Raw genomic sequence first — 24550 nt, forward strand, 5'->3', positions numbered from 1 at the left:
AGGTATTGGTCGCGGCTCGCATAGCCCGTATGAAAATTCCGCCATACGTTGCCGGCCGCGTTTAGTCTAATTGCTTTGCAGTAATACTGGCTGTCGCCGCAGATCACTTGAGGAGCATGCATGCCTTCACCCATCGTTCCGGTAATCCTTGCTGGTGGCAAGGGAACGCGCCTCTGGCCAATGTCGCGCTCGGCGCGGCCGAAGCAGTTTTTGCCGCTGATGGGGCCTTCGAGCCTGTTCCAGCAGACCCTGCTGCGCGTCGCCAATGAACGCTATTCCGATGCGCTGATCCTGACCGGCAATGACTACAGGTTCCTCGTGGCTGAACAGGCCCAGGAAGCCGGACGGCCGTTGGCCGGCATGCTGCTGGAGCCAATTGCGCGCAATACCGCCGCTGCCATTGCGGTTGCCGCCGTGCAGGCCGTCAACCAGTTCGGCCGCGACGTGCTGATCCACGTGCTGCCGTCCGATCATGCGATTACGGTTGATGAGGGCTACTGGCTGTCGGTCGATCAGGCCACTGCCGAAGCCGAAAAGGGCCGCCTGGTGACCTTCGGCATTCGCCCGACTCATCCCGAAACCGGCTTCGGCTATATCGAATCCGGCCAGGAACGCGCGCCCGGTGTCTACGAGGTCAAGCGCTTCGTGGAAAAGCCGGTGCTGGAAAAGGCCGAACAGATGCTGGCCTCGGGCGGCTTCGTGTGGAATTCGGGCATGTTCATGCTGCACGCGCAGACGTTCCTGAGCGAACTGGAAAAGCATGGCCCCGACACCTATGCCGCCAGCAAGGCAGCGGTTGCCGCAGCCAAGGCGGATCTCGATTTCATCCGTCTCGACGCGGCCGAATTTGCCAAGGCGCCGGATATTTCGGTTGACTATGCGGTGTTTGAAAAATCGGACCGCGTCTCGATCGTGCCGGTCAGCTATGCCTGGTCCGACCTTGGCAGCTGGGACGCGGTGTGGACTGCCAGCGGCAAGGATGCTGAAGGCAATGTGACCCAGGGCAAGGCAAGCCTGTCCGATACCACCAATTCGCTGGTGATTTCAGAACATGCCCATGTCGTGGTGCAGGGGCTCGACGACGTGGCGGTGATTGCCAGCGAGGACGCGATTTTCGTCGGCAAGCTGTCGCAGGCGCAAAAGGTCGGCCAGATCGTCAAGACCCTGAGCGCCAGCCCCGAGACCGCCGGCCTCACCGAAATCCACCGCACCGCCTATCGGCCATGGGGCGGCTATTCGTCGATCCTGCATGGCGACCGCTTCCAGGTGAAGCGGTTGTTCGTCAAGCCGGGCAAGAAACTGTCGCTGCAAAAGCATCATCACCGCGCCGAACACTGGATCGTGGTCTCCGGCACCGCCGAAGTCACCATCGACGGCGATGTCACGATGCTGGCGGAAAACCAGTCGATCTACCTGCCGCTGGGCTGTGTACACCGGCTGGCCAATCCGGGTAAAATCCTGCTCGAGTTGATCGAAGTACAGACTGGCTCGTATCTGGGCGAAGACGATATCATCCGCATCGAAGACGAGTTCGGTCGCGCCTGATCCGCACAAATAGCCCGGTTGCTCTGCGCCAGATTGGCGGAGCGGCGGGGCTGTTTTTTGACGATTGATTAAATCCGAATAGTTGATACAGACGGGGTGCGCGGGTACAGTTTATCCGCTAACCGAGGCGAGCTGCCGATGAGCCGCAATTTCCTGGTGGTCGATCCGGAAGACGATATCGAAGTGCTCAAGGGACTGGCGTCGCCCGTCCGCGTCAAGATCTTGAAGTTGCTGCACGTCAAGGGCGCGCTCAACGTCAACGACATTGCCGACGCACTGGACCTGCCGCAATCGACAGTGTCCTCGAATGTGCAAATCCTGGAAACCGCCGGGCTGATCCGCACCGAAACGCAGAAGGCGCGCAAGGGCAACCAGAAGATCTGTCATTCGACGTTCGACGAAATCATGGTGATGTTCAAGGCCGGGGTGGCCGTGTCCAACTCGGACACGATCGAAGTGTCGATGCCGCTGGGGCTCTATACCAGTTGCGAAGTCTCCTCACCCTGTGGGCTGTGTTCAGTCGATGGCATTATCGGGCTGCTCGATGTGCCCGATACCTTTCTCGACCCCGACCGGATGAAGGCCGGGCTGATCTGGTTTACCCGCGGCTATGTGGAATATCAGTTCCCCAACAATGCCAAGCTGGCCAAGAACGAGATTGAAACCATGGAGTTTTCCATGGAGCTGAGCTCGGAAGTGCCGGGCACCTCGGCCGACTGGCCCTCCGACATTACCGTATCGGTCAACGGGCAGGACGTGGGCACCTGGACCTCGCCGGGCGACTTCGGCGACAAGCGCGGCGTCTATACGCCAAGCTGGTGGAAACTCAAGGGCAGCCAGTATGGCAAGCTCAAGAGTTGGCGCATTACCGCCACGGGCACCTTTGTCGACGGGGTAAAAATCTCCCCGGTGTCGCTCAAGGACCTGGACCTTGAAACCCATCACTCGATCCGCCTGCGCATCGGGGTGCGCGAAGACGCCAGACATCCGGGCGGGATCAATATCTTTGGCCGTGGCTACGGCAATTACGATCAGGACATCGTGCTACGGCTGCAGACCAAGCGCTGAACCGAACCGGCCATCCGCCGTTCACACTGGCAAGCTGGATACGAACCGCAAAAGACGATCCACATTAACGTTAACGTCGATGCGCATCTGGGGACGAATTCGTTAACGATTGGGGCACGCTGAGCTGAATTTTCGGCACTCCCAAAAACAGCCGTAAACACCTGCAAGTAATCCATTGCGATTTTCCACGGTTGCCGATTTGCCGGTTCTTGATGCCATTACCCGCGTCGTGCAACAGGCTCTCGGCCTGCGCCCTGCCTTGTTGCCGACGGGCATGAGTTGGGTTGCATTCAGGCCCGAGGCGCGCGATGCCCGATGGCCGCTGCCGGTGTCGGTGGGCCTGCATCTGCTGCTGGGTGGACTTTGGCTGTTGGTGGGGAGCGTGCATCCGCTGGTGGTGCCGCGTCCACACGCCATTGCGGTACAATTGGTGAGCGAGCGGCAATACCGGACGGCGACGCAGCCAGCGCCAATCGCCCCGGCTGCACCGCTCGTGCCGGTGAGGACCGCGCCGACCAGGACCGCAGCGGCAGCGGCTGTTGTACCGGCCGCCAAGGCCGGCGGCATGGTGCAATCGAGCCAGTATTATGCCTCCTCGATCCTGTCGGAACCGGCCAACAAGGAAATCCGCGATACGCTGCCGCTGCTGGCGAGTGACGAGCGCATCGTACAGCTCTGCAATATCGAGGCGCTGGAGCAGGTCCATGCCTGGAAGCCATCGCTGAACCCCGACACGCTGGTGCCCTATGCCTTTGCCGAGACTACCGTCGCCGGCCAGACGCTGACCGCCGAGGGCGGGGCGATCCGGGACGCGCGGCAATGGTACAGGTTCAGGTTTTCCTGCACCGCTTCGCCCGATTATCAGGGTGTCGCCGATTTCAAGTTCGAGGTGGGCGAACTGATCCCGCCGGAACAATGGGAAGCCCATAGTCTTAGCGCCGAGGACGATCCGGCCGACTGAACCTATCAGTGTCGGGGGCGCTCGGTGCTCTGGAGCTCGATGTGCATCTCGATGGCGGTCCAGTATTGCTCCTGGTCGAGGATCATCGCGCGCAGCGGGGACGATCCGAGATCGCAATAGGCCGGCGTTGCCAGGTCGGGCCGGGTGGCCGCATTAGCCAGATCGAGCGATGTGCGGAGGGCCAGCATATCCAGGCCCGGCGCCATGCCCAGAATGCCTCGACCCGTCTGGGCGGCGCGGGCGAGTCCGCGATATCCCAGCGTCTGGGCGGCAGTCTTGAGGGCGCGCAATCCCTGATCGGCCGCGCGCAGATCGGCGCCCGCCAGGGCGCTTTCGATTTCGATCAGCAGCTGCTCGGCATTGGCCAGCAAGTCGTCGCGGATCCCAGCAAGGATGTCGGCGTTGAGGATGACGGGCCCGGACGGCACCGGAAATTCCTCAGTACCGTTCTCCAGCACGGTGCCCCTCCCCCAGCCCAGGATCGCATCGAACACATAACGAGCGGTTGGCTTTTCCATGGATAGTTCCGAACCGGCGGATGGAGGATACCGGCCGCCGAAGATTAATTCCTCTCCAAGATGAATTAAACCTCTTAAGGACGGCTTATCACTCAGGGTAAGAAAATGATGAATTTCGCGGCATTCTAGCGCACGGTGGCAGCCAGAATGTCCTCGCGTTCGCGCGAGAAAAACCGGCGATAGAGCGGTATAGAGGCCGCGCCACGCGCCGCAGCGGCGGCGCCGAGCCGACCCATCTCAACCTTTGGGCGGTCGGTGGTTAGTACCGGCAGGTCCTGGCTGTGGTGTCGCACCAGATCGACCAGCCGCTGCACGATGGGCCGGGGCATTGCTCCATCCACAATAGCGATGTTGAACTCCATCACTGCGGCCGTATTGACAATGGCCTTGGCCAGCGCCTTGGCCCCCTCGTCCAGCCAAAGCGAGGCCTCTGGCTCCAGCGTCGGCCAATCCCACTGCGCAGGGCTTCCCACCGGCACCGGCTTGCCGGCAGCGCGCAAAAGGCTTTCCAGCGCGTGGATCGAAGCGATCAGATGCACGAAATTCTGCTTTCCGTGGCGGTCAGTGACCAGGATGGAGCCCAGATTGGCGGAATTGCCGCTCGGCCCTTCCCAGAGGCGCCCCTCGGCGACAATGCCTGCGGCAATGAACGAGCCGACGAGAAAATAGGCCAGATTGTTGGGCCGGGGCGCCGGAGAGGCCGCCAGTTCGGCCCAGCAGGCGGCATTGCCATCATTGAAGGCGAAGATCTGCAGGCCGGTCGATGCCGCCAATTGGTTGGTGATATCGAGGTTTTTCCACGCCGCAGCGTCGGCCTCTGTGCCACCGAACCTATTGATATGGCGGGCAGTGCCGCCGGGCAGCGCCAGACCCAGCCCGATCAATCGCGATCGATGCCCGGGTGCGATCAGGTCGGTCATTTGCCGGGCAAGCGCTGTCACTTCGGCAACGATGGTTGTGGCATCGGGGAAAGCATAGTCGCGGCGCTGCTGTCCGAGGATTTCGCCGCTGAGATTGCGCGCGACAATTTCCAGATGTTGCCAACCGATTTCGCAACCGATGCAATAGGCGCCGCCGGGATCGAGATAGATCGGAATGGCGGGCTGGCCACGGTAGCCTCGACGCGCTTCGCCGCGCATGACCATGCCTTCGACTTCCAGATCACCCAGAATGCGGGAAATCGACTGCGCCCCCAGCCCGGTGCGGCGGGCAATTTCGGCGCTGGAAGAACCAGGCTGCGTCGCCACCGCGATCAGCACGGCGCGCTCATTGTTCTGGCGCAGGCCAGAGGCGGCCATGCGCTTGGCGCCGGCTTCAAAAATATCGTGTGTCTCGGCCCGGGACAATTGACCTCGCGCAAATCTTGAGCAGGAACTGGATGGTCCCCCAGCATGGGACAATTCGCCGCCGTGGAAAAGGGTAAAGCGACCCGGACCGCAATGAACCGGTCGCGCTGTGGTTTGACCATGTATGCGAGGGTTGACTGACCTCCGGTGCAGCAGCAAGCTGAAGGCGTCAATAGCGGCCGGTCCGCGTAAGGATGGACGCGCAGATGAACGAGCCGCTTGCCCATCCAGAAACCCATCAGGTCGACCGCGTCGGCTGGCTGCGCGCAGCGGTGCTGGGCGCCAATGACGGGATTGTCTCGACCGCCAGCCTGATCATCGGCGTCGCGGCGGCCGCCGCCGGTCAATCCGCCATTTTGCTGGCTGGCATTGCTGGCCTCGTGGCAGGCGCGATGTCGATGGCGGCCGGCGAATATGTATCGGTCAGTTCGCAAGCCGATACCGAACAGGCCGACCTGGCGCGTGAGCGGCAGGAATTGCGCGAACAGCCCGAACTGGAATTGCAGGAACTGGCCGATATCTATGTTGGCCGCGGGCTCGATCCGGCGCTGGCCCAGCAGGTTGCCGTCCAGCTTACGGCCAAGGACGCGCTGGGCAGCCACGCCCGCGATGAGTTGGGAATTTCCCATATCTCCACCGCGCGACCAGTGCAGGCGGCGCTGACTTCAGCGGCGACATTTTCGATTGGTGCGGCGCTGCCTTTGCTGATGGTGGTGCTGGTCCGTGGCAGTTGGCTGGTGCCAGCGGTGTCGCTGGCCTCGTTGCTGTTTTTGGCAGCACTTGGCGCGCTGGGGGCGCAGGCCGGTGGCGCCCCGATCTGGAAACCGACGCTGCGGGTTACCTTCTGGGGGGCGCTGGCAATGCTGGTCACCGCTGGTATCGGCAAGCTGGTTGGCACGGTTATCTGAGGAACTGACCGACCAGCAGGCCCGCGACACCAAACAGCGCCAGGGTCTTGAGCATGCCCAGCTTGAACCGGAACAGCGCCAGCGCTGCCAGCAGGCTCAGGCCAAGCGCCAATGGATCAAGGCTGGCCCAATCGGGCCACGGCATGGTGATCGGTCCGGACCGCAAAGTGCCGACGTGGGCGAAGACCACATGCAGGCCAAACCAGATCGCCAGGTTGAGGATGACCCCGACCACGGCGGCGGTGATGGTGGCCAGCGCGCCGGACAAGGCCCGGTTCTGCCGCAGCCGCTCGATATAAGGCGCACCCAGAAATATCCACAAAAAGCACGGCACGAAGGTGACCCAGGCGGTCAGCACCGCCCCGACAATGCCGCCCCAGAGTGGATCAAGGCCGAAGGGGGCGCGATAGGCGGCCAGGAATCCGACAAAGCTCAGCACCAGCACCAGCGGTCCCGGCGTGGTTTCGGCCAGCGCCAGCCCATCGATCATTTCGCCCGGCTGCAACCAGCCAAAGCTCTGCACGGCCTGCTGCGCCACATAAGCGAGCACCGCATAGGCGCCGCCGAAGGTAACCACGGCCATCTGGGAGAAGAAGCCGAACACCGCCGCATAGGTATTAGACCAGCCGAGCAGCGGCACGATGACAAGCAGTGGCGCCAACCAGAGAGCACCCCAGATCAGGATCACCCGTATGGCACGCGCCAGCGTCGGTTCGACGTCCGGCACATTGACGTCGATTACGGCGCTGCCGCCGGCAGCATCGGAGGCCTTCCTGGCGGGGGTAGCGAACCATTGAGGCCGCAATCGCGTGCCGGCATAACCGAGCAGACCTGCGGCCAGCACGATCAGCGGAAACGGCACGGCAAAAACGAAGAGCGAAACGAATGCCAGGGCTGCCACGACCAGCATGAACCGATTGCGCAGCGCCCGGCCGCTGACCCGGATCACCGCCTCGATGACAATGGCGAGCACCGCCGCCTTGAGCCCGAAGAACAGGCTGTCGAGCAACGCAGTTTGATGGAACAGCGCATAGGCGGTTGACAGCGCCAGCATGACCAGCAGGCCGGGAATGACGAACAGTGTTCCCGCGACCACGCCGCCGCGCGTGCCGTAGAGCAGCCAGCCGATATAGGTGGCCAATTGCTGCGCCTCAGGGCCGGGCAGCAGCATGCAATAGTTCATTGCATGCAGAAACCGCTCTTCGGAAATCCAGCGCCGCTGCTCGACCAGTTCCTTGTGCATCAAGGCGATCTGTCCCGCCGGTCCGCCAAAGCTGAGGCAACCGATGCGCGCAAACACCGCCGTCATGTCGAAAAAGCCGGGATAGGCTGGAGCCTGTTGATTGGGGAAGGAACTCAAACTCATGCTGGCATCCGGTGACCGCGCCCCGCGCAGCGGCAATCGTACCATTATGGCAGATGTAAATGACGTTTTGTTATATTGGCCAAGGCAGAACCGCTTTCAGCGATGGTGATCCACAGTACGGCTGTCGCGGTGAAACGGCAGCGCCAGTCTACCGCCGATGAACGGCGGCGACCGCAGGGCGCTGCGGCTCAGGGTCCAGGGCTTCGGTGAAGTTCACAATCAGTACCAGCCTGCCCTGTTCATCACAGATTTCGAAGCGCCGATCGGAAATGTCACTGCCCGACCGCGCCGCGTCGCTGATCAGTTGACGAGCATCCTTGATCGCCTCCACGCGCAGGCCATCAAGGTCGCCTGCGAATTCTCGCCCTTCGGGATCGGAGATGGAAATACCATCGACCATATTGAAGAAATAACGGGACATTTTCGCCTCCGGCTCAGGCCAGTAACGCCAAGCCCCGGGCAAAGTTGCGATTTGACCGAAACCGCACAAAGCGGAACAGAACACCCTGCAGGGTTGAATCCGGCAGTAATTGCGCCGCCGAGGCGGGCCACGATGTTGCCCAGGCGCCTGCCTTGAGGCAGCAGCCGGGGTTGCCCCGAGGGGCCGAAGACCAATCAGCGACGCCACCTGACCAGTTGCCCGCGCTTCTGCCGGAGCATGAGAAAACTCATCCCGTCGGCACATTTGGTAATATATTAGCGCTACCAAAGTATAACAACGACGCCGTCAAATCCGCAGTCTATAGTATATTACATATCAATAGCTTAGCGCGCGCAAACGATGCAGCTCGCCGCTTCCGCACGAATTGACAGCGCTATCATTTGTTGGTTTGCTGGTGAGCGATGGGGATGGACGCGACAATCCGCCAATAAATATTAACGGCCACGAAACGGCCGAAAGGCGATTTGCGCGACTTGCCCTGTTCAATCGGAAAGGGAGGTTTACCGATGAAACTGAATACGCTTCTGAAACTGGCCGGCGGCGCTGCCGCTACGCTGGTGATGTCAACGGCGCTGAGCACGATGGCCCAGGCCGAACCGGCAATGGTCGCCGGGCCGGCTGCTGATGCGGAGTGCTATGCACCCTGGGCTGCCGATACGCAGTTTTTCCAATACCCAGCCAAGCCGGGGCCATATCGCGTGGCGCTGGCCAACGGCTATATCGCCAATACCTGGCGCATCCAGATGATCCAGACGGCAAAGGCCTACGCAGCCCAGCCCGAAGTCGCTGCCATGCTCAAGGAATTCAAGGTGGTCTCCACCGGTGAAGACGTGGCCGCCCAGATCTCGGCGATCAACAACTTCATCGATAGCGGCTACGACGCCATTATCGTCAACGCCCAGAATCCGCAGGCTTTCGGCCCGGTGATCAAGCGCGCCAAGGAAGCCGGCGTGGTGCTGGTGGCGTTCGACAATATCCTCGACACCAAGGACGCCATCAACGTCAATGTCGATCAGGTCGGGATTGGCTCGCTGCAGTCGGCGTGGATCCTCAAGCACCTGCCCGAGGGCGGCAAGGTGCTCGAAGTGCGCGGCGTCGCCGGCACCTCGGTCGATACCGACCGTCACAACGGCCTGCATGCCGGGCTTGATGCATCGGGCAAGAAGTTCGACGTCGTCGAAGTTGTCGGCAAGTGGGATGACGGCACCGCCCAGAAGGCTGCGGCCGACGCGTTCGCCGTACAGGGTCAGTTCGACGCCATCGCTGCCCAGGGCGGCGATACCGGTATCGTTCAGGCGATGATCGACGCGAAGCATCCATGGGTGCCGTTTGCGGGCGAAACCGAGAACGGCTTCCGCAAGTTCTGCGCCCAGTACTCTGCCGCTGGCCTGGTCTGCTCGTCGTCGGGCACCGGCCCGGCCCAGGTGGCCGTGGCGGTCAAGACCGCTATCGACCTGCTGCAGGGCAAAGTCATTCCACAGTCGGTCAAGCTGCCGACGTCGGTGGTGGAAGACCCGAACTTCAAGGATGGCGACAATTTCTACGCCGACCAGTCCGACAATTTTTTCGTCGGCAATTCCTTCCCCACCTGCGGCATCAATTTCAATGCCGCAGAAATCATGGGCCAGAGCAAGGACGACCAATAGTCGTTCGACAGGCAATGATCGCCGCGAGGAGCAATCCTCGCGGCATTCTGGTTTAGGGGCATTGTATGACTGAACTGACGCCGCTCTTTTGCATGGAGGGCATCTCAAAACGCTATGGCGGGGTGCGGGCACTCGAACAGGCGGAACTCACCGTTCACGCCGGACGCGTCCACGCCATCCTGGGCGAAAACGGCGCCGGCAAGTCGACGCTGATCAAGATCATGTCCGGCGTGGTATCGCCCGACGAGGGGCAGATGCTGCTCGATGGCAGACCGGTGACGTTTGCCAATCCCGCTGCCGCCAATGCCGCCGGGATCGTCTGCATCTTTCAGGAACTCTCGCTGATCCCCGACCTGTCAGTGGCCGACAATATCGTGGTGTCCAATCCGCCGACCCGTTTCGGCATGATCGATCGCAAGGCGCAGCGCCGCATTGCCATGGAGGCGCTCGAACGGGCCGGTGGTGGCGATATTCATCCCGACGAATTGGTCAAGGATCTGCCGCTGTCGCGCCGCCAGATCGTGGAAATCGCCAAGGCGCTGGCACGCAGGCCGCGCGTGCTGATCCTGGATGAAGCCACTTCGGCGCTCACCGCCGCCGACGTCGCCACGGTGTTCGGTGTGCTCAAGCGCCTGCGCGCCGAGGGCATCGCGCTGCTGTATATTTCCCATCGCATGCATGAAATCGCCGAACTGGCCGATGACTGCACGGTGTTCCGCAATGGGCGCAATGTGGCGACTTATGCGGCCGGCACCAAATCGGACAACGAAGTGGTGGAACTGATGATCGGGCGCGAATATTCGGCAATGTTTCCGCCCAAGGCCAAGCCGCTCGATATCGGCAAGGCGCCGGTATTGGAGGCAAAAAGCCTCAACTGGGCGCCGCGCCTCAACGACGTGTCGTTTTCGGTGCGCGCCGGCGAAGTGGTGGGCCTGGGGGGCCTGGATGGGCAAGGCCAGCGCGAATTGCTGCTGGGACTTTTTGGCGTGCTGCGCGGCATGGGTGGGCAGGTGCTGATCGATGGCAAGCCCAAGTCCATCAACGGCCCGCGCGCTGCCAAGGCCGCCGATGTCGGCATGGCGCTGATCCCGGAGGATCGCAAGACCGAAGGGCTGATGTTGCCGATGTCGGTGCGCGACAATCTGAGTTTTGCTTCGCTCGGCCGCGTTTCCAAGGCCGGGCTGATCGATCGCGCCGCGGAAGACCAATCCATCGATGCCATGATCAAGCTGCTGGCGATCAAGACTGCGGGGAGCGCGGCCACGGCCGGATCGCTGTCGGGTGGCAACCAGCAAAAGATCGTCATCGCCAAATGGCTGATGAACAATCCGCGCATTATCCTGCTCAATGATCCGACGCGCGGCATCGATGTGGGCACCAAGCAGGAAATCTACCTGCTGCTGCGCCAGTTGGCCGACCAGGGCGCGGCGATCGTGCTCTATTCCACCGATTATGACGAGTTGATCGGGTGTTGTGACCGGGTGCTGGTGATGTATGACGGCGCGGTCAAGCGCGAACTGGTGGGCGATGCCATCACCGAACGGGCGCTGATTGCCAGCGCCCTCAACATCGACGTCAACGAGGGAGCCGGCCCGGCGCCGGTTACGGCATGACCCGGTTCCGCTTCGCCTTCACCGAGCATCGCGGCACGCTGCTGGCACTCGCCATCTTCCTTGTGATGTTCACCCTTTATGTCGCCAACCACCCGGCTGGCTTCACCGCCAATGTGGTGCAGACCGCCGCCAACAAGGGCGTGCTGCTGGCTCTGGTGGCCATGGCGCAGACCTTCGTGGTTTTGACCGCCGGCATCGACCTTTCGGTGGGGGCGGTGTTCATCCTCGCCAATTGCCTGGCGTCCTACATCGTCGCCGGTTCACCGGTGATGGTTACGGTCGGCGTCTTTGGCGTGCTGCTCAGCGGCATGATCTGCGGCGCCATCAATGGTGTCATCGTCATCTTCGGGCGGTTGCAGCCGATCGTTGCCACCATTGCTTCGGGCGCGGTGTTTTTTGGCATCGCCCTGTGGCTGCGGCCGTTCCCCGGCTCGACCAGCGATTTCGGCTCCGATCTGGCCGATGCGCTGACCGGCAAGGTGTTCGGGGTGATCCCGGCCAGCCTGATGCTGCTGGTGGGCATCGTGCTGGTGATCTGGGTGCCGTTCCGCCGCTCGGTGCTCGGACGCGCCGTCTATGCAGTGGGGTCCTCGGAAACGGCAGCCTATATGTCGGGCATGCCGATCAAGCGGGCCAAGTTCGCCGCTTATGTGCTGTCTGGCCTGATGGCGGCGATTGGTGGGCTGTTCCTGACCTTTTTCACCTATTCGGGGGAGGCTTCGGCGGCCAATGGCAATACCTACACGCTCTATTCCATCGCTGCGGTGGTGTTGGGCGGCGTGTCGCTGTTCGGCGGACGCGGCAGTGCCGTGGGCGCCATTCTGGGAGCATTGGCGTTCCGCGCCATCGGCGATCTGATGTTCGTGTTCGATATCGACCCGCTGTGGCAGCCGCTGTTCCAGGGCATCATCCTGATGATCGCCGTGTCGCTTGGAGCAGCCCGCCTGTTCCGGATCCGTAACCGCCTCGAACTGTTCAGCTAGGCCCCACCATGACCACCAACACGCAAACCCCAGGCAGACCGAGCTGGACCAGCCGCATCGACATGCCGGTCGCCATCGCCTTCGGATGCATCATCGTGCTGCTGATCGTGGGGAGCCTCTATTCGCGCAACTTCCTGTCGCCCGAGTACCTGCTGCAGCAGCTCAAGGTCGGCGCCTTTCTGGGCATTGTCGCCACCGGCATGATGATCGTCATCCTGATCGGACAAATCGACCTGTCGGTGCCGTGGGCGGTTACCATGGGCGCCATGATGGCTGCGGCGGCAGCGGCCTATGGCCCGACCGGCGAAGTGCTGGCGATTCCCTTCGGCATCCTGTGCGGGGTGGCAATGGGCCTGGTCAACGGTATCGGCGTCGCTTACCTGCGCATTCCTTCGATGATCGTGACGCTGGCGGTCAATGCCGTCGCCCAAGGCCTGATGGTGGCCTATACCGGCGGCTTTGCACCGCAGGATTCAGCGTCTGCGGCTATGAAATACCTCGCGGCCGGCACGCTTATCCTGGGGCTGCCCAATGCCGTGCTGATGTGGATCGTAGTTGGGGCGCTGGCGGTGTTCCTGCTCAACCGCACGACGTTCGGTCGCGCCGTCTATGGCATCGGCAACCGGGAAAGCGCGGCCTATCTTTCGGGCATTCCGACGCAGCGCGTGGTGATGCTGGCCTTTGCGCTCAGCGGAGGTCTTGCTGCTTTTGCCGGGGTACTGCTGGCCGGCTATGCCGGCAAGGCGGCGCAATCGATGGGCGATGCCTATCTGCTACCGGCGATTGCGGCGGTGGTTCTGGGCGGCACATCGATCCTGGGTGGGCGCGGCAAATATCTGGGTACCATTGCCGGGGTGATCCTGATCACCCTGCTGCAGTCGATCCTGTCAGTGATGCAGATCGCTGAATTCGGCCGCCAGATTATTTATGGCGTGGTGATCGTGGCCATGCTGCTGCTGTACGGTCGAGAAAAATCCGGGCGCTGATGCAGGGTGCGAACCTGCCATGCGGCCCTGCACCATTGTGACGCCCGACAAGGGAGTTAATTTACTTTTGAACCCGGCTCGATGAGCTTGCCGGCGATGTCCGAGGCTGGTTGTTTGCAAAGGCTGTTGAACCGCCCATGTCCCGAGAACGCAAAACTTCCGGTAACCCCACCCTGGCTGACGTCGCCAAGGCTGCCGACGTCAGCGCCATTACCGTATCGCGCGCCCTGCGGGATCCCGGTTCGGTCTCCAGCCAATTGCGCGAACGCATCGAGAGTGCCGTACGCTCCATCGGCTACGTGCCCAATTCCGCCGCCCGCCAACTGGCCTCGGCACGCACCGATGTCATCGCCGTGGTCATCCCTTCGCTGACCAATGCGGTGTTTGCCGACGTGCTGACCGGGATCTATGACGCCGCCGAGGGCACGCGGTTTCAAATCCAACTGGGCATCACCAATTATTCCCGGCTCAAAGAACAGGAATTGCTGCGGCTGTTTGTCAGCCAGCGTCCCGCTGCCATGCTGATCACTGGCTCCGATCACGGCGACGAAGTCAGGCGCCTGCTGCGGGGCAATGATTGCCCGATCGTGCAGATCATGGAAGTCGGCGCCAATCCCATCGATATGCAGGTGGGCTTCTCGCACGAGGATGCGGCGGGTGCGGGCACCCGCCACCTGCTCTCCAAGGGGTATCGCCGTATCGGTTTTCTCGCGGGACAGATGGACCCGCGCACCCAGCGGCGGCTCGCCGGCTATTCGCGCGTCATGCACGAAGCCGGGCGGTTTGACGAGGCCCTGATCGTCACCTCATCCAAGCCCTCTTCGGTTGTGCTGGGCACTGCGCTCTGCTCGGAACTGCTGTCGCGCCAAGTGGACCCGGATGCGGTGCAGGCCAATAACGACGACGTGGCGCTGGGCGCGATGTTTGAATGCCAGCGCCGTCGCATGCACATCCCGCAGGATTTCGGCATTGTCGGGTTCAACGACCTGGAATTCATGGGCGTTGCCAGCCCGTCGGTGACGAGCGTGGTGACGCACCGCTATGAGATGGGTCGCAAGGCCATGGAGATGTTGAACGATGCCATCGCAGGACGGCGTCCGGCCCAGCCGAGCATCGATCTGGGTTTCGAGCTTGTGGCGCGCCAGAGCACCGCCCGGATTTGAAGCGGCGGCAAGACGTTGCGTCAGTTCAGGATGATGCTGTCGCCGACGCGCGGCCGCTCATACAGGGTATCGGACATGGAATAACCAATGCGACCCAGGACCCCCTGCAAATAGCTCGAGAAGATCGTGGTAAACTGGTAGTCGACTTTGACGGACACCATCTGGATGCCGTTTTCGGCGATGGCGACGGGAACTGGGTTGGGGTTGACGATGCCCGCACCAAGCGCAGTGGTCTGGTAGGCTTTTGACCAGTTGATGGTCTGAATACCGTTGGTCACGTCGACGATGGACAGAACGATCTTCAGGTTCGTGGTATCGTTGGGCACCAGGATGGTGGCCGCCCCGGCAAGCAAAGTGGAAACGTCCGCTGCCGAAATGGTGCTGCGTTGCGCAACCAGATCGGCGACCGTCGATGATATCTGGCGCATCTTGCGATTGATGGTCAGCGCCTGGCACAGGTCGAATGTGCCAGCGAGAAGCAGCATCAGGACCGGCAGCAGCAGCGCGAACTCGATGGCCGATACGCCCCGTTGATCGGCAGCGAAACCTCGGGCACTACCCAAGCGGGGAAAGCTAGAACGGTTCATTGCGGAACAACGCCGTTGCAACGAACAGATAGCCGCCATCACTCATGGGTGCGTGCAAAACTCCAAAAACGTTAAAAAGTGGTTTGTAATGCAAGTAGCCGCGCACCAGCATGAAGTCGCTTGCCGCGCCCGGATTGAATGTCTGGGTAATCGAAACATTGCCGCTGGAATCGATCGGGTTGGTATAGGTGACGGAATTCAGATTGCTGATCACCGCAACGGTGAAATAGGTCTGATTACTGCAGTCAAACAGGTTGAGCAGCCCCGAACAGACCGCCGTGCGAAACCCGCCAATGGTCATGGCCGCCTGCTGGGCCTGGCCGGTGCGCACCTGCCGCGCCGCGCGCGTCAAGGCGGCGTCAAACGAGGCATTGACAAAAAACATCAGGCCCATCTCGAGCAGCCCGAACAGGAAAATCAGAAACGGCACCACCACCATGGCAAATTCCACCGCCGCCGCGCCATCGGTGCGGCTGCCAAAACCACGCAACCATTTTGGACCAGACCGCCGACGGAAGATCATTGGGTCAGATGCACCGAGGACAGATAGCGACCGAACAGCGTATTCAAGCTGGTCTGGATCGCCGCGGCATCGGTGGCCTGCATAAAATAATCGGAGGACGTGGCGCAGTCCCCCAGGGCAATCGGAATATAGTTGTCGCGCGTGGTACTGGTCGGCACTCCGGAATGCATCGTTCCGCCCCAAGTCGTCGTCCAAACGCTGCTCGACATGGAATTGCCGACGGTTCCATTATAGCCCCAGTCCGAAGTCAGGGGCAGGTAACTGGTGTAAACCACGGCAAAGGTCGCGCCTTTGCTTTTGACGCCGCTGCACCAGGCCGGGTTGAGCGGGGTAACCTGCTTGGACGCTGCGCTCATCGAGCAGGTCGGCGTGGACGTCCAGTTGCAGTTGCTGGGCGAGCCCATCGTCACCCAGGCGCGCGCCGATTGTACCCCGTCGGTAATCATCATCACCAGTTTCAGCGGGGTGGATGCGGTCTTGCCGTCACCGGCGGTGCCGACAAGAGTAGCCAGCGATGTCATGGCCGTATCGAAGCGGGTTCCGTCCGTTGAGGAGGCGCTCGTCAGTTGGTTCGACGCCAGACGGAGCGCACTGGACACTGCCGAAGTCGAGGCGGTGGGTGCCAGAACCTGGCTTACCGTCGTGGACAAGCGATAGAGGCCGGTCTTGATCCGGCTATGGGAAGGATCGAACCCGTTCACCGTGTTGAGGACTTCATCGACGGCGGACAGCAGAACGTCGGAGCGCAGGGTTATGTTGCTGGCGGTGCTGAACGCATAGTTGGTGGCATAATTCACGCCGTTGACGACCTGCGGATCTCCGGTGTGACAGGCGAATTCGCAGCCAATTTTTGCGCGCATGGTGGCCTGACCAGCCGGCGTTGCCGCCAGCATCATCGACGCGGACTTGTCGAGGACCAGGTAGACATTGAGGTAAGACGTGGCTGGGCCGGCGACCTGGCTGGTTACCGCCAGCGGCACGGAGCTGATGCCCGCCAGGTTCATGAAGGTCGTTGGAATGCTGGCCGTGGCGCGGGCGGTAATCATGGCGTTGCTGGTATCAACGGTGATGTTGCTGAAGCCGTAGTTGCTCACGCGGGTCTGGGTGGCAAACCAGGTCTTGATAACGTCGCCGAGCTGCGTGGAATTGAGGTTATCGACCTTTTTGATGGCGGCAATGAGCGCGACATCAAGCTCGGTCTGCATCTCGGATTGGGCGTTGTAGACGCGCAAATAGTCGACCGCCATGCCCAGCGCCAGCAGCAACGGCACCAGCAGCAATCCAAACATCAGGGCGACGTTGCCACCGCGATGCCGCCAAAAATCGCGCAGCAGATTTTTTGCAGGATGACGACACCACTTGAGCGATCATCGGCAACTGGTTCTGACGGCTGGCGCGAGTCATTGTCAGCCAATTGCAGGCTGGCCGCTCACGCAGCAATGGGAGATAGTCGGCCAATCACTAATATTCCGGTTCCGAACGATTGAACCAGATTTGCCTCGAAAACGTTTACAACTGGTGTTCTCAAGGCATATTTTTCGCTCGCATCGGCTCCGCTGTTCAACGGCGACGCGAGCCCATCACTTCATGTCAGAACGCAGCCGGACCCTTCGGCAAAATAGATTTCAGACCGCCTTGGCGCCCTGCTGCATCAATTTCAGGTCGCTCTGCACCATCTCCCGGGCCAGTTCCTGAACCGTGGTCTGGTGACTCCAGCCCAGCTTCTGTTTGGCCTTGCTGGGATCACCCAGCAACAACTCCACCTCGGTCGGCCGGAAATAGCGGGGATCGACTTCGATCAGGCACTTGCCGGTCGCCTGATCATAGCCCTTTTCCTCGACGCCCTTGCCGCGCCATTCAATCGCGATCCCAAGCTCTTCAAAGGCCCAGGCCACAAATTGCCGGACCTCGGTGGTTTCCCCGGTGGCCAGCACGAAATCATCGGGTTCATCCTGCTGCAGCATCAGCCACATGCCCTGGACATATTCCTTGGCGTGACCCCAATCCCGCTTCGCGTCAAGATTGCCCAGATAGAGCTTGTCCTGCTGGCCCAGATGGATCGCCGCCGCCGCGCGGGTGATCTTGCGGGTCACAAAGGTCTCGCCGCGCAGCGGGCTTTCGTGATTGAACAGGATGCCGTTGCAGGCATACATGCCATAGGCCTCGCGGTAGTTCACAGTGATCCAGTAGGCATAGAGCTTGGCAACGCCATAGGGCGAGCGTGGGTAGAACGGCGTGGTTTCGCGTTGCGGAACTTCCTGGACCAGACCGTAGAGTTCCGAAGTCGAGGCCTGATAGAATCGCGTGCGCTTGGTCATGCCGAGGATGCGGATGGCCTCGAGAATCCGCAGCACGCCCAGGCCATCCGAGTTCGCCGTATACTCCGGGGTCTCGAACGAGACATGGACATGGCTCTGGGCCGCCAGGTTGTAGATTTCGTCAGGCTGGGTTTCCTGCACGATGCGGATGAGATTGGTGGCGTCGGTCAGGTCGCCGTGATGCAGGAAGAACCGCGGATTGGCCTCGTGCGGGTCCTGATACAGATGCTCTATCCGGCCGGTGTTGAAAGACGAGGAGCGCCGCTTGAGACCATGGACGATGTAGCCCTTGTCGAGCAGCAACTGCGCCAGATATGCCCCGTCCTGGCCCGTTACACCGGTAATCAGCGCGACTTTTGACACCCAACCATCCCTCATAAACCCAGAGTGTGTGCCTGTTAGCACAGGGTTAGTCACCCCGTACACCAGGAGTTGGTCCGAACTCCGGCTTTCGGCCCGCATGAGGCCTCAGGCACCCTGCACCACACCGCTTATTCCGTATGCTTAATCGCCTCGAAAATAACCGCCCGCGCGGCGGCCTCGTCGTCCTCGTCAATCGCGGTTGCCAGTCTATCCATCCAGGCCGCCAGATCGGCGATATTGCTGCCCTGTGGAGAACGCATGATCTTGGGATGCCTGGTGGCGACGGCGCTGTTGGCGTCGTAAAACATCTCTTCGTACATCTTCTCGCCGGGGCGCTTGCCGGTTATGACGATCTCGATGTCGCCATCGGGGGTTGCGTCGTTGAGAACGGTCAGGCCGGCAAGGCGGATCATGTTTTCGGCCAGATCGCGGATCAGCACCGGGCTGCCCATTTCGAGCAGGAACACGTCGCCCCCCTCGGACAGCTTGCCCGCCTGGATGATCAGTTCGGCCGCTTCGTGGATCGACATGAAATAGCGGGTCATTTCCGCATCGGTCAGCGTCACTGGTCCGCCGCGATCGATCTGCTCCTTGAACAGGGGCACGACCGAACCGTTGGAGCCCAGCACATTGCCGAACCGCACGGCGCAAAAGCGCTGCCCGGTCTGGCGCTGGGCTGCCGAGAGCGATGCCTGTTCGACGATCAACTCGGCCCAGCGCTTGGTGGCGCCCATGACATTGGTGGGCCGGACCGCCTTGTCGGAGGAAATCAGCACGAAATTGTCGACACCATTTTCTAGCGCGACGTTGACGACGTTGCGCGTGCCGATGACATTGTTGCGGATGCCTTCGATGACGTTGGCCTCCACCAGCGGCACATGCTTGTAGGCCGCAGCATGGAACAACACGTTGGTGCCGTATTTCTGGATGGTGTGCTGCAGCCGGCGGGCGTCTGTTATGGTGCCCAGCACCGGAACGATGGTCACATCGCTGACGGGCCCGAGCTCGCGCTCGATCTGATAGAGTGCAAACTCGTTGGCCTCAAACAGCACGAGGACACGCGGCGACCACTTCACGATCATCCGGCACAGCTCGGAGCCAATCGAGCCGCCAGCGCCGGTGACCAGAATGGCACGGCCCTCGATCATGGTCCGCAGCAGGTCAGGATCGGCCGGCACCGAAGATCGTCCCAGCAATTCGTCGATGTCGATTTCGCGGATCTGGCTGGCGGCGTATTTTCCACTGACCAGGTCGGACACCGAGGGGATGGTGCGGATCTTTACGCCATGCCCCGAAACCAGGGCGACAATTTCCTTGCGCCTCGCGGCAGACAGGGTGGGAATCGACAGGATGACTTCGTCGACCCCGTATTGTTCGACCAAGCGGGGGAAATACTCGGGCGGAAACACCCGAACGCCAGCCACGTCCCGGCCATGCAGGCCACGATTGTCATCGAGAAACCCAACAACGCGCTCGCGACCGCCCCGCAATGCACCGACCAGCTGGGCACCGGCCTCACCGGCACCATAGACCAGTATTTGCCGGTTTTTGGTTTGCGAACCGCTGGACCACAGCAACCGCTTGACCAGAAACCGGCTGCTGCCGATCAGGATGGTAGCGATCGCCCAATACAGAACCGGCACGGAGCGCGGGATATTGGCGCGCCAGGCCATTTCCGACAGGAACAGCAGCAGCACCCAACCGATGGCGGCAAAGGTGGTGGCTTGCAGGACCGTCCACAAGGCGCGTTCCGGCAGGTAGCGAATGACGGCGCGATAGAGTCCGAGCCGGATAAAGATCGGGATCGCCACCAGCGGCGCAGTGGCAATCAGCGCGAATTGGGCAATGTTGCTGGGCGGCGTCCAGGCCCCGAACCTGAGGGAAAAACTGGCCCAGAGTGCAAAGGCCAGGGCAAGACTGTCGAACGCGACCATAATAACGCGTTTCCAGAAACGCGGTATATTGCCCAGCCAATTGATCACTTCGTAGGTCATTGATTTTCTTTTTATCTAAAGCGCACGCTTGCTGGAAGCATTCGAGTTTCGTGACCCACACAATTCAACGGGGGAGCACGGCAGACATCGCGCCGACCAAGTCCCAGAACCGCTTTGCACAGAAACGCCTTTGGATAAAGTCACATCACACTTTTGCAGGGACAACAGTGATCGCGCTGTTCGATCTGCCCGCCACCCAGACTGCGCCGGGAGCGGGCTAGCCGTTGGGCTGATGCTGCAAAAACCAGGCATAGGTGTCCGCTATCCCCTGGCGCAGCTCTACCGAAGGGGCCCAGCCCATGCCGCGCAAAATCTGGGAATCCATCAGCTTGCGCGGGGTTCCGTCCGGCTTGCTCAGGTCCTGATCGATCTCGCCCTTAAAGCCGACGACGTCGCAGACCAGTTCGGCCAGATCACGGATGGCGATATCTTCACCCGAGCCAACGTTGACATGCTCGTAGCCGGAATAGGATTTGAGCAGAAAAACCAGCGCGTCGGCACAATCATTGGCGTGCAGAAATTCGCGTCGTGGCGTGCCCGTGCCCCAGATGGTCATCGTGGCTTGGCCCCGAATCTTGGCTTCGTGGGCCTTGCGGATCAGGGCCGGGAGCACGTGGCTGGACTGGCGGTCAAAATTATCGCCAAAACCGTAAAGATTGGTCGGCATGGCCGAAATGTAGTCGCGGCCATATTGCTTGCGATAGGCTTGGGCGAGCTTGATGCCGGCGATCTTGGCGATCGCATACCACTCATTGGTGGGCTCCAGCGGCCCGGTGAGCAGGGCATCCTCGCGAATGGGTTGGGCGGCAAACTTGGGGTAAATGCAACTTGAGCCCAGAAACAGGAAGCGATTGACGTCCGCCTCGTGGGCGGCCTGCATCACATTGGCTTCAATGATCAGGTTGTCGTACAAAAACTCGGCCGGCAGCGTATCGTTGGCGAGGATGCCCCCCACCTTTGCCGCCGCCATGATGATGACATCCGGGCGGCTCGATTTCAGATAGGCCTCGACCTCGGACTGGCGCTTGAGATCCACGACATCCCGTCCAGCGACGACGACATCGCAGTTCTCGCCTGCCAGGCGACGCACCAGCGCACTGCCAACCATGCCCCTGTGTCCGGCGACCCAGACCTTCTTCCCTGTCAGATCATACACGAATTCAGGCTTCCTTTTAGAAAGTGGCGGCGTGCATCACCTGCCACGTCGGCTTGTTTGAGCGCGGGGTTCGACCAGCGGCACTGCAAGTTCGGCTGTCGCGAGCCAGTAGCACCAATTTGCGAGCGGCGCACCGGCAGGTGTCGAGGATTTCAAGGCGTAGCGCCGGCGCTTCTGGCGTAAATGTCATAGTAGGCGGTCTTGGCTACCTTGCGGAACTCGTTGCCGCCGGCGTCGCGGATGGGCGCGTCCAATTTTCGCACAGCCGACCATTTGGCGTCATAGGGCGAATTCCAATAGCCGCCGACGAGCAGATAATCGACGGTGGGATTGATTCCCGCGGTGAATTGAGCTGGATCTTCGGGCAGCCACATCAGGTGACGGGCCTTGGTGACGATGTAGAGTTCGGAAGCCGCCTCTTCGGAGGCCGCGAGCGCAATGGTCTTGTCCGGGCCGATGAACGACAGCGCGCTTTCGGGCAGGTAGTCCCGCGACAATAGCGGGTCCATTCTGGCGGCGTAGTACACCACCGAGAGCCCATAGAGCGCCATTACGCCGAGCGCAACGAGCGCTACCGGCCTCAGGATGTTGAGCCTTCGGGCAATGATCGACAGCGACACGAAGTCAGCCAGAACCAGCAGCGGCATCGTATAGACGATATAGCGTGCGTCATGTCCGCTCCCCAGCGTGACCGTCATGACGTGATAGCTGAAAAAGGCGATGTAGAGCGACACCAGCAGAAAAAATGTCAGCGTCGATTTTTCGAGTCGGTTCGAGGACAGAAATATCGCAAGGCCGATCACCGGCACAGACAGCAGCAGGACAACAAATTCCCTGACCGCCAGCAGCGCCGACACCGTCATCATTAAGTCCGCCGGAATCTTCCGCACGGCGGCGGCCGCAAGTTCGGGCGACATCAGGTTGAGATAAAATCCGAAATTGCTGGCGGACTTTTCCACGTGCAGGCCGGCCGACACCAGCGACAGCAGGACGCTGGTGACGCCGACAACGGCGGCGAAGGCGACCAGTGTCGCAATAGTGCTCCGGGGCGTTCGATTGAGGAACGCCAGCGACCAGGCAAACAGCAGTCCCTGGAACCGCACCACACTGCCAAGGCCCGCGACCACCCCGGCCGAAATCGGCCGGCGGCTCAACGCCAGGCACAGGCCCAGCGTAAATGTCATGCACAAAAAGCTGTCCGGCAGCGGGCGCGTCATGGTGCGCACGAAGATGGATGGGGCAAAGCACAGCATCGCTAGTGCGGCGACCGTCAGCTTCAAGGGGAGAAACTGTCTTGCCACCCGCGCAAAGGCAATGTTGTGTATGATGTAAAAAATCACGGCAGCGATGCTGGTGGCCACCAGCGGGAGCGATCCCAATCCGGTGGTGACGGCAGCCCAGAGCTGGAACGGGATCGAGGGGTAGTTCAGCGACTGCTGGGCGACAAAATCGGCGACGACGGCATTGGATTGGTAAGCAATCGGAATGGGGCTGGCGGCGCCATCGACCAGGAGGGCAACGCCACTTGCGAGGTAGCGGATACCGTCGAAATAGTCGTAAACACCATAGCGCTGCAGGCTGCACCAATAGCTCACAATGCTGACCAGCGCCGCGAAGATATCGAGTGATATGGTTGGCCGGTTGCCGCTATCGGTGGCGTCCATCGATGTGCTTGGCGAGGCCATTGCGCGAATGCTTTCTATAAGATCGGTCGGTTCTCGATGACAGGCGACACTATCTGGTTCGTGATACCCGCTTACAACGAGGCGGCCCAGAATACGATAAGCACGACCCTTAAAACCGTGCTAGCCCGATATGAAAATGTCGTGGTCGTCGACGACTGCTCATCCGATGCTACCGGCGATCTGGCGCTTGAGGCCGGTGCGCATGTATGCCGGCACCCCGTCAATCTGGGTCAGGGTGCGGCCCTTACTACAGGCATAAAATACGCACTGTCGCTGGGAGCGCAGGCGATCGTTACCTTCGATGCCGATGGCCAGCACAGCGTCGATGACGCCACCGCCATGCTGGAAACCATGCAGACGAGAGGGATGGATGTCGTTCTGGGATCGCGATTTCGCGGCCATACCGAAGGCATGCCGGTCTCAAAGCGATTGCTGCTGCGCGCGGCGACGCTGTTCACCCGGCTCACCACCGGCCTTGACGTCACCGATACGCATAACGGATTGCGGGTGTTGAGCAGGCGTGCTGCCGAAGTCATCCACATGCGGCAAAACCGTATGGCGCATGCCTCCGAAATTCTACATCAGATCGGCACCGCCAAGCTCTCTTTTATCGAGATGCCAAATACCATCACCTACACGGAACACTCAAAAGCCAAAGGCCAGAAAATCTCAGGCGCGATTGCGATAATCATCGACCTGATCGTGGAGAAGATACGGAATTGATTATTCAGTTCATCCTGATTCTGTTTTTCCTGCTGATGTCCGTTTACTCCGTGGTGCAGCGCAAGTTGGCACCAGCGCTCAGCCTGACGGTGCTGTGTGCTTCGGTCATTGGCATAGTCTTCACGCTCGCGCCGCAGCTGACCACTAATATCGCAGTCGCGATGGGCGTGGGCAGAGGTTCGGACCTGATCCTCTACATGTTCATTCTGATCTTCATCGTCGCCATTTTGAACGTGCATCTGCGGATCCGGGCGAACTCCGAAATCGTCACCGCCCTGGCCAGATCGATTGCAATTACCTCGGCGCGTACTCCAGTGAAACGATCGTCCGAATGAACCTCACAAGTGCCGCGACGCTGATGTTTTATTTTATCGTAACGACCACTGGGCTGTCGTTCATGAAGGCCAGCGAGAACGTCATCTCGATACAGTATGCCTTCGGCACATTTTTATATGGCATCGGCTATATCCTGTTTTCGTTTCTGATCATTCGATCCATGCCGCTGTCGCTGGCATTTCCGATTGCGTCTGCAGGACTGATTGTCGGCACGCAAATAGCCGGGGTCGCGTTTCTGGGCGAAACTATCTCCCCGATGCATGCACTGGGTATCGGCGGGATTATTGTCGGCATCGTCATGCTGACGCTCTGAACGCTGC

At 60.9% G+C, this 24550-nt stretch carries 23 protein-coding genes; 12 read left to right on the forward strand and 11 right to left on the reverse strand.

Going from position 1 to position 24550, the window contains the following annotated elements; all coding sequences use genetic code 11:
* Positions 1-120: 120 nt before the first annotated feature.
* The 3 genes from ABIT12_RS03320 (at position 121) to ABIT12_RS03330 (ending at position 3574) form a co-directional block, all read left to right on the forward strand.
* Positions 121-1545, forward strand: coding sequence for a mannose-1-phosphate guanylyltransferase/mannose-6-phosphate isomerase (locus tag ABIT12_RS03320; protein ID WP_348046037.1), 1425 nt, complete (start codon positions 121-123; stop codon positions 1543-1545).
* Positions 1546-1683: 138 nt separating this feature from the next.
* The gene (locus ABIT12_RS03325) at positions 1684-2613 is read left to right on the forward strand and encodes a helix-turn-helix domain-containing protein (RefSeq protein WP_348046039.1); all 930 of its coding nucleotides are present in this window, start codon (positions 1684-1686) and stop codon (positions 2611-2613) included.
* A 175-nt stretch (positions 2614-2788) separates the two neighbouring features.
* Positions 2789-3574, forward strand: a complete 786-nt coding sequence (locus ABIT12_RS03330) for a DUF930 domain-containing protein (RefSeq protein WP_348063286.1) — start codon at positions 2789-2791, stop codon at positions 3572-3574.
* Between the two features lie 5 nt (positions 3575-3579).
* Here the strand turns inward: ABIT12_RS03330 and ABIT12_RS03335 are convergent, their stop codons facing one another.
* Complete coding sequence (locus ABIT12_RS03335) at positions 3580-4092, reverse strand: hypothetical protein (RefSeq protein WP_348046043.1); 513 nt, start codon at positions 4090-4092, stop codon at positions 3580-3582.
* Between the two features lie 125 nt (positions 4093-4217).
* Positions 4218-5438: an ROK family transcriptional regulator gene (locus tag ABIT12_RS03340; protein WP_348046045.1), complete on the reverse strand. Its 1221-nt coding sequence runs from the start codon at positions 5436-5438 to the stop codon at positions 4218-4220.
* 206 nt (positions 5439-5644) lie between these two features.
* Between ABIT12_RS03340 and ABIT12_RS03345 the strand changes: the two genes are divergently transcribed.
* Complete coding sequence (locus ABIT12_RS03345) at positions 5645-6346, forward strand: VIT family protein (protein ID WP_348046047.1); 702 nt, start codon at positions 5645-5647, stop codon at positions 6344-6346.
* Here the strand turns inward: ABIT12_RS03345 and chrA are convergent.
* Positions 6339-7712: a chromate efflux transporter gene (gene chrA, locus ABIT12_RS03350; protein WP_407065579.1), complete on the reverse strand. Its 1374-nt coding sequence runs from the start codon at positions 7710-7712 to the stop codon at positions 6339-6341. The two genes, ABIT12_RS03345 and chrA, sit on opposite strands and share 8 nt — an antisense overlap.
* Before the next feature lie 148 nt (positions 7713-7860).
* Positions 7861-8133, reverse strand: a complete 273-nt coding sequence (locus ABIT12_RS03355) for a DUF6894 family protein (RefSeq protein ID WP_348046049.1) — start codon at positions 8131-8133, stop codon at positions 7861-7863.
* A 581-nt stretch (positions 8134-8714) separates the two neighbouring features.
* Between ABIT12_RS03355 and ABIT12_RS03360 the strand changes: the two genes are divergently transcribed.
* The 5 genes from ABIT12_RS03360 to ABIT12_RS03380 all read left to right on the forward strand — a co-directional run bounded on the left by ABIT12_RS03360 (position 8715) and on the right by ABIT12_RS03380 (position 14545).
* Positions 8715-9800, forward strand: a complete 1086-nt coding sequence (locus ABIT12_RS03360) for a sugar ABC transporter substrate-binding protein (RefSeq protein ID WP_348046140.1) — start codon at positions 8715-8717, stop codon at positions 9798-9800.
* Positions 9801-9865: 65 nt separating this feature from the next.
* Positions 9866-11413 carry a sugar ABC transporter ATP-binding protein gene (locus ABIT12_RS03365; protein ID WP_348046051.1) on the forward strand — a complete coding sequence of 516 codons (1548 nt, stop codon included), beginning with the start codon at positions 9866-9868 and terminating at the stop codon, positions 11411-11413.
* The gene (locus tag ABIT12_RS03370) at positions 11410-12396 is read left to right on the forward strand and encodes an ABC transporter permease (protein WP_348046053.1); all 987 of its coding nucleotides are present in this window, start codon (positions 11410-11412) and stop codon (positions 12394-12396) included. The genes ABIT12_RS03365 and ABIT12_RS03370 overlap by 4 nt, the downstream gene beginning before the upstream one ends.
* Positions 12397-12404: 8 nt before the next feature.
* The gene (locus ABIT12_RS03375) at positions 12405-13382 is read left to right on the forward strand and encodes an ABC transporter permease (RefSeq protein ID WP_407065580.1); all 978 of its coding nucleotides are present in this window, start codon (positions 12405-12407) and stop codon (positions 13380-13382) included.
* Between the two features lie 137 nt (positions 13383-13519).
* Entirely contained in the window at positions 13520-14545 is a 1026-nt protein-coding gene (locus tag ABIT12_RS03380) for a LacI family DNA-binding transcriptional regulator (protein ID WP_348046055.1), read from the forward strand.
* Positions 14546-14565: 20 nt separating this feature from the next.
* On the opposite strand, the gene ABIT12_RS03385 is transcribed toward ABIT12_RS03380, so the two are convergent.
* From ABIT12_RS03385 to ABIT12_RS03415, 7 genes are all read right to left on the reverse strand, one after another.
* Positions 14566-15132 (reverse strand): TadE/TadG family type IV pilus assembly protein, encoded by a 567-nt coding sequence (locus tag ABIT12_RS03385; protein ID WP_348046057.1) that lies wholly within the window; start codon positions 15130-15132, stop codon positions 14566-14568.
* On the reverse strand, positions 15119-15655 hold the full coding sequence (locus ABIT12_RS03390; protein ID WP_348046059.1) for a TadE/TadG family type IV pilus assembly protein: 537 nt from the start codon (positions 15653-15655) through the stop codon (positions 15119-15121). The genes ABIT12_RS03385 and ABIT12_RS03390 overlap by 14 nt, the downstream gene beginning before the upstream one ends.
* Positions 15652-16989: a pilus assembly protein TadG-related protein gene (locus ABIT12_RS03395; protein WP_348046144.1), complete on the reverse strand. Its 1338-nt coding sequence runs from the start codon at positions 16987-16989 to the stop codon at positions 15652-15654. The genes ABIT12_RS03390 and ABIT12_RS03395 overlap by 4 nt, the downstream gene beginning before the upstream one ends.
* 291 nt (positions 16990-17280) lie before the next feature.
* Positions 17281-18336 carry a GDP-mannose 4,6-dehydratase gene (gene gmd, locus ABIT12_RS03400; RefSeq protein WP_407065581.1) on the reverse strand — a complete coding sequence of 352 codons (1056 nt, stop codon included), beginning with the start codon at positions 18334-18336 and terminating at the stop codon, positions 17281-17283.
* Between the two features lie 128 nt (positions 18337-18464).
* Positions 18465-20330: a nucleoside-diphosphate sugar epimerase/dehydratase gene (locus ABIT12_RS03405; protein ID WP_348046063.1), complete on the reverse strand. Its 1866-nt coding sequence runs from the start codon at positions 20328-20330 to the stop codon at positions 18465-18467.
* A 217-nt stretch (positions 20331-20547) separates the two neighbouring features.
* Positions 20548-21486, reverse strand: coding sequence for a GDP-L-fucose synthase (locus ABIT12_RS03410; protein WP_348046065.1), 939 nt, complete (start codon positions 21484-21486; stop codon positions 20548-20550).
* A gap of 152 nt (positions 21487-21638) precedes the next feature.
* Positions 21639-23171 carry a hypothetical protein gene (locus tag ABIT12_RS03415; RefSeq protein ID WP_348046067.1) on the reverse strand — a complete coding sequence of 511 codons (1533 nt, stop codon included), beginning with the start codon at positions 23169-23171 and terminating at the stop codon, positions 21639-21641.
* Positions 23172-23207: 36 nt separating this feature from the next.
* Between ABIT12_RS03415 and ABIT12_RS03420 the strand changes: the two genes are divergently transcribed.
* The 3 genes from ABIT12_RS03420 to ABIT12_RS03430 are packed head-to-tail and all read left to right on the forward strand — an operon-like array spanning position 23208 to position 24543.
* Positions 23208-23894 carry a glycosyltransferase family 2 protein gene (locus ABIT12_RS03420; RefSeq protein ID WP_348046069.1) on the forward strand — a complete coding sequence of 229 codons (687 nt, stop codon included), beginning with the start codon at positions 23208-23210 and terminating at the stop codon, positions 23892-23894.
* Positions 23891-24229 (forward strand): DUF2304 domain-containing protein, encoded by a 339-nt coding sequence (locus ABIT12_RS03425; protein WP_348046071.1) that lies wholly within the window; start codon positions 23891-23893, stop codon positions 24227-24229. The genes ABIT12_RS03420 and ABIT12_RS03425 overlap by 4 nt, the downstream gene beginning before the upstream one ends.
* On the forward strand, positions 24226-24543 hold the full coding sequence (locus ABIT12_RS03430; protein ID WP_348046073.1) for a hypothetical protein: 318 nt from the start codon (positions 24226-24228) through the stop codon (positions 24541-24543). The genes ABIT12_RS03425 and ABIT12_RS03430 overlap by 4 nt, the downstream gene beginning before the upstream one ends.
* Positions 24544-24550 lie beyond the last annotated feature (7 nt).

The sequence above is a fragment of the Devosia sp. genome (genome assembly GCF_039927955.1).
Classification (GTDB): Bacteria; Pseudomonadota; Alphaproteobacteria; order Rhizobiales; family Devosiaceae; genus Devosia.

Bases quoted from the DNA above. Each gene is read 5' to 3' on its own strand.
- ABIT12_RS03360 (WP_348046140.1), top strand. From the start codon at position 8,715: ATGTCAACGGCGCTGAGCACGATGGCCCAGGCCGAACCGGCAATGGTC.
- ABIT12_RS03415 (WP_348046067.1), bottom strand. From the start codon at position 23,171: ATGGCCTCGCCAAGCACATCGATGGACGCCACCGATAGCGGCAACCGG.
- ABIT12_RS03345 (WP_348046047.1), top strand. From the start codon at position 5,645: ATGAACGAGCCGCTTGCCCATCCAGAAACCCATCAGGTCGACCGCGTC.
- ABIT12_RS03430 (WP_348046073.1), top strand. From the start codon at position 24,226: ATGAACCTCACAAGTGCCGCGACGCTGATGTTTTATTTTATCGTAACG.
- ABIT12_RS03325 (WP_348046039.1), top strand. From the start codon at position 1,684: ATGAGCCGCAATTTCCTGGTGGTCGATCCGGAAGACGATATCGAAGTG.
- ABIT12_RS03320 (WP_348046037.1), top strand. From the start codon at position 121: ATGCCTTCACCCATCGTTCCGGTAATCCTTGCTGGTGGCAAGGGAACG.
- ABIT12_RS03385 (WP_348046057.1), bottom strand. From the start codon at position 15,132: ATGAACCGTTCTAGCTTTCCCCGCTTGGGTAGTGCCCGAGGTTTCGCT.
- ABIT12_RS03335 (WP_348046043.1), bottom strand. From the start codon at position 4,092: ATGGAAAAGCCAACCGCTCGTTATGTGTTCGATGCGATCCTGGGCTGG.
- ABIT12_RS03420 (WP_348046069.1), top strand. From the start codon at position 23,208: ATGACAGGCGACACTATCTGGTTCGTGATACCCGCTTACAACGAGGCG.
- ABIT12_RS03405 (WP_348046063.1), bottom strand. From the start codon at position 20,330: ATGACCTACGAAGTGATCAATTGGCTGGGCAATATACCGCGTTTCTGG.
- ABIT12_RS03390 (WP_348046059.1), bottom strand. From the start codon at position 15,655: ATGATCTTCCGTCGGCGGTCTGGTCCAAAATGGTTGCGTGGTTTTGGC.
- ABIT12_RS03355 (WP_348046049.1), bottom strand. From the start codon at position 8,133: ATGTCCCGTTATTTCTTCAATATGGTCGATGGTATTTCCATCTCCGAT.
- ABIT12_RS03380 (WP_348046055.1), top strand. From the start codon at position 13,520: ATGTCCCGAGAACGCAAAACTTCCGGTAACCCCACCCTGGCTGACGTC.
- ABIT12_RS03375 (WP_407065580.1), top strand. From the start codon at position 12,405: ATGACCACCAACACGCAAACCCCAGGCAGACCGAGCTGGACCAGCCGC.
- chrA (WP_407065579.1), bottom strand. From the start codon at position 7,712: ATGAGTTTGAGTTCCTTCCCCAATCAACAGGCTCCAGCCTATCCCGGC.
- ABIT12_RS03365 (WP_348046051.1), top strand. From the start codon at position 9,866: ATGACTGAACTGACGCCGCTCTTTTGCATGGAGGGCATCTCAAAACGC.
- ABIT12_RS03370 (WP_348046053.1), top strand. From the start codon at position 11,410: ATGACCCGGTTCCGCTTCGCCTTCACCGAGCATCGCGGCACGCTGCTG.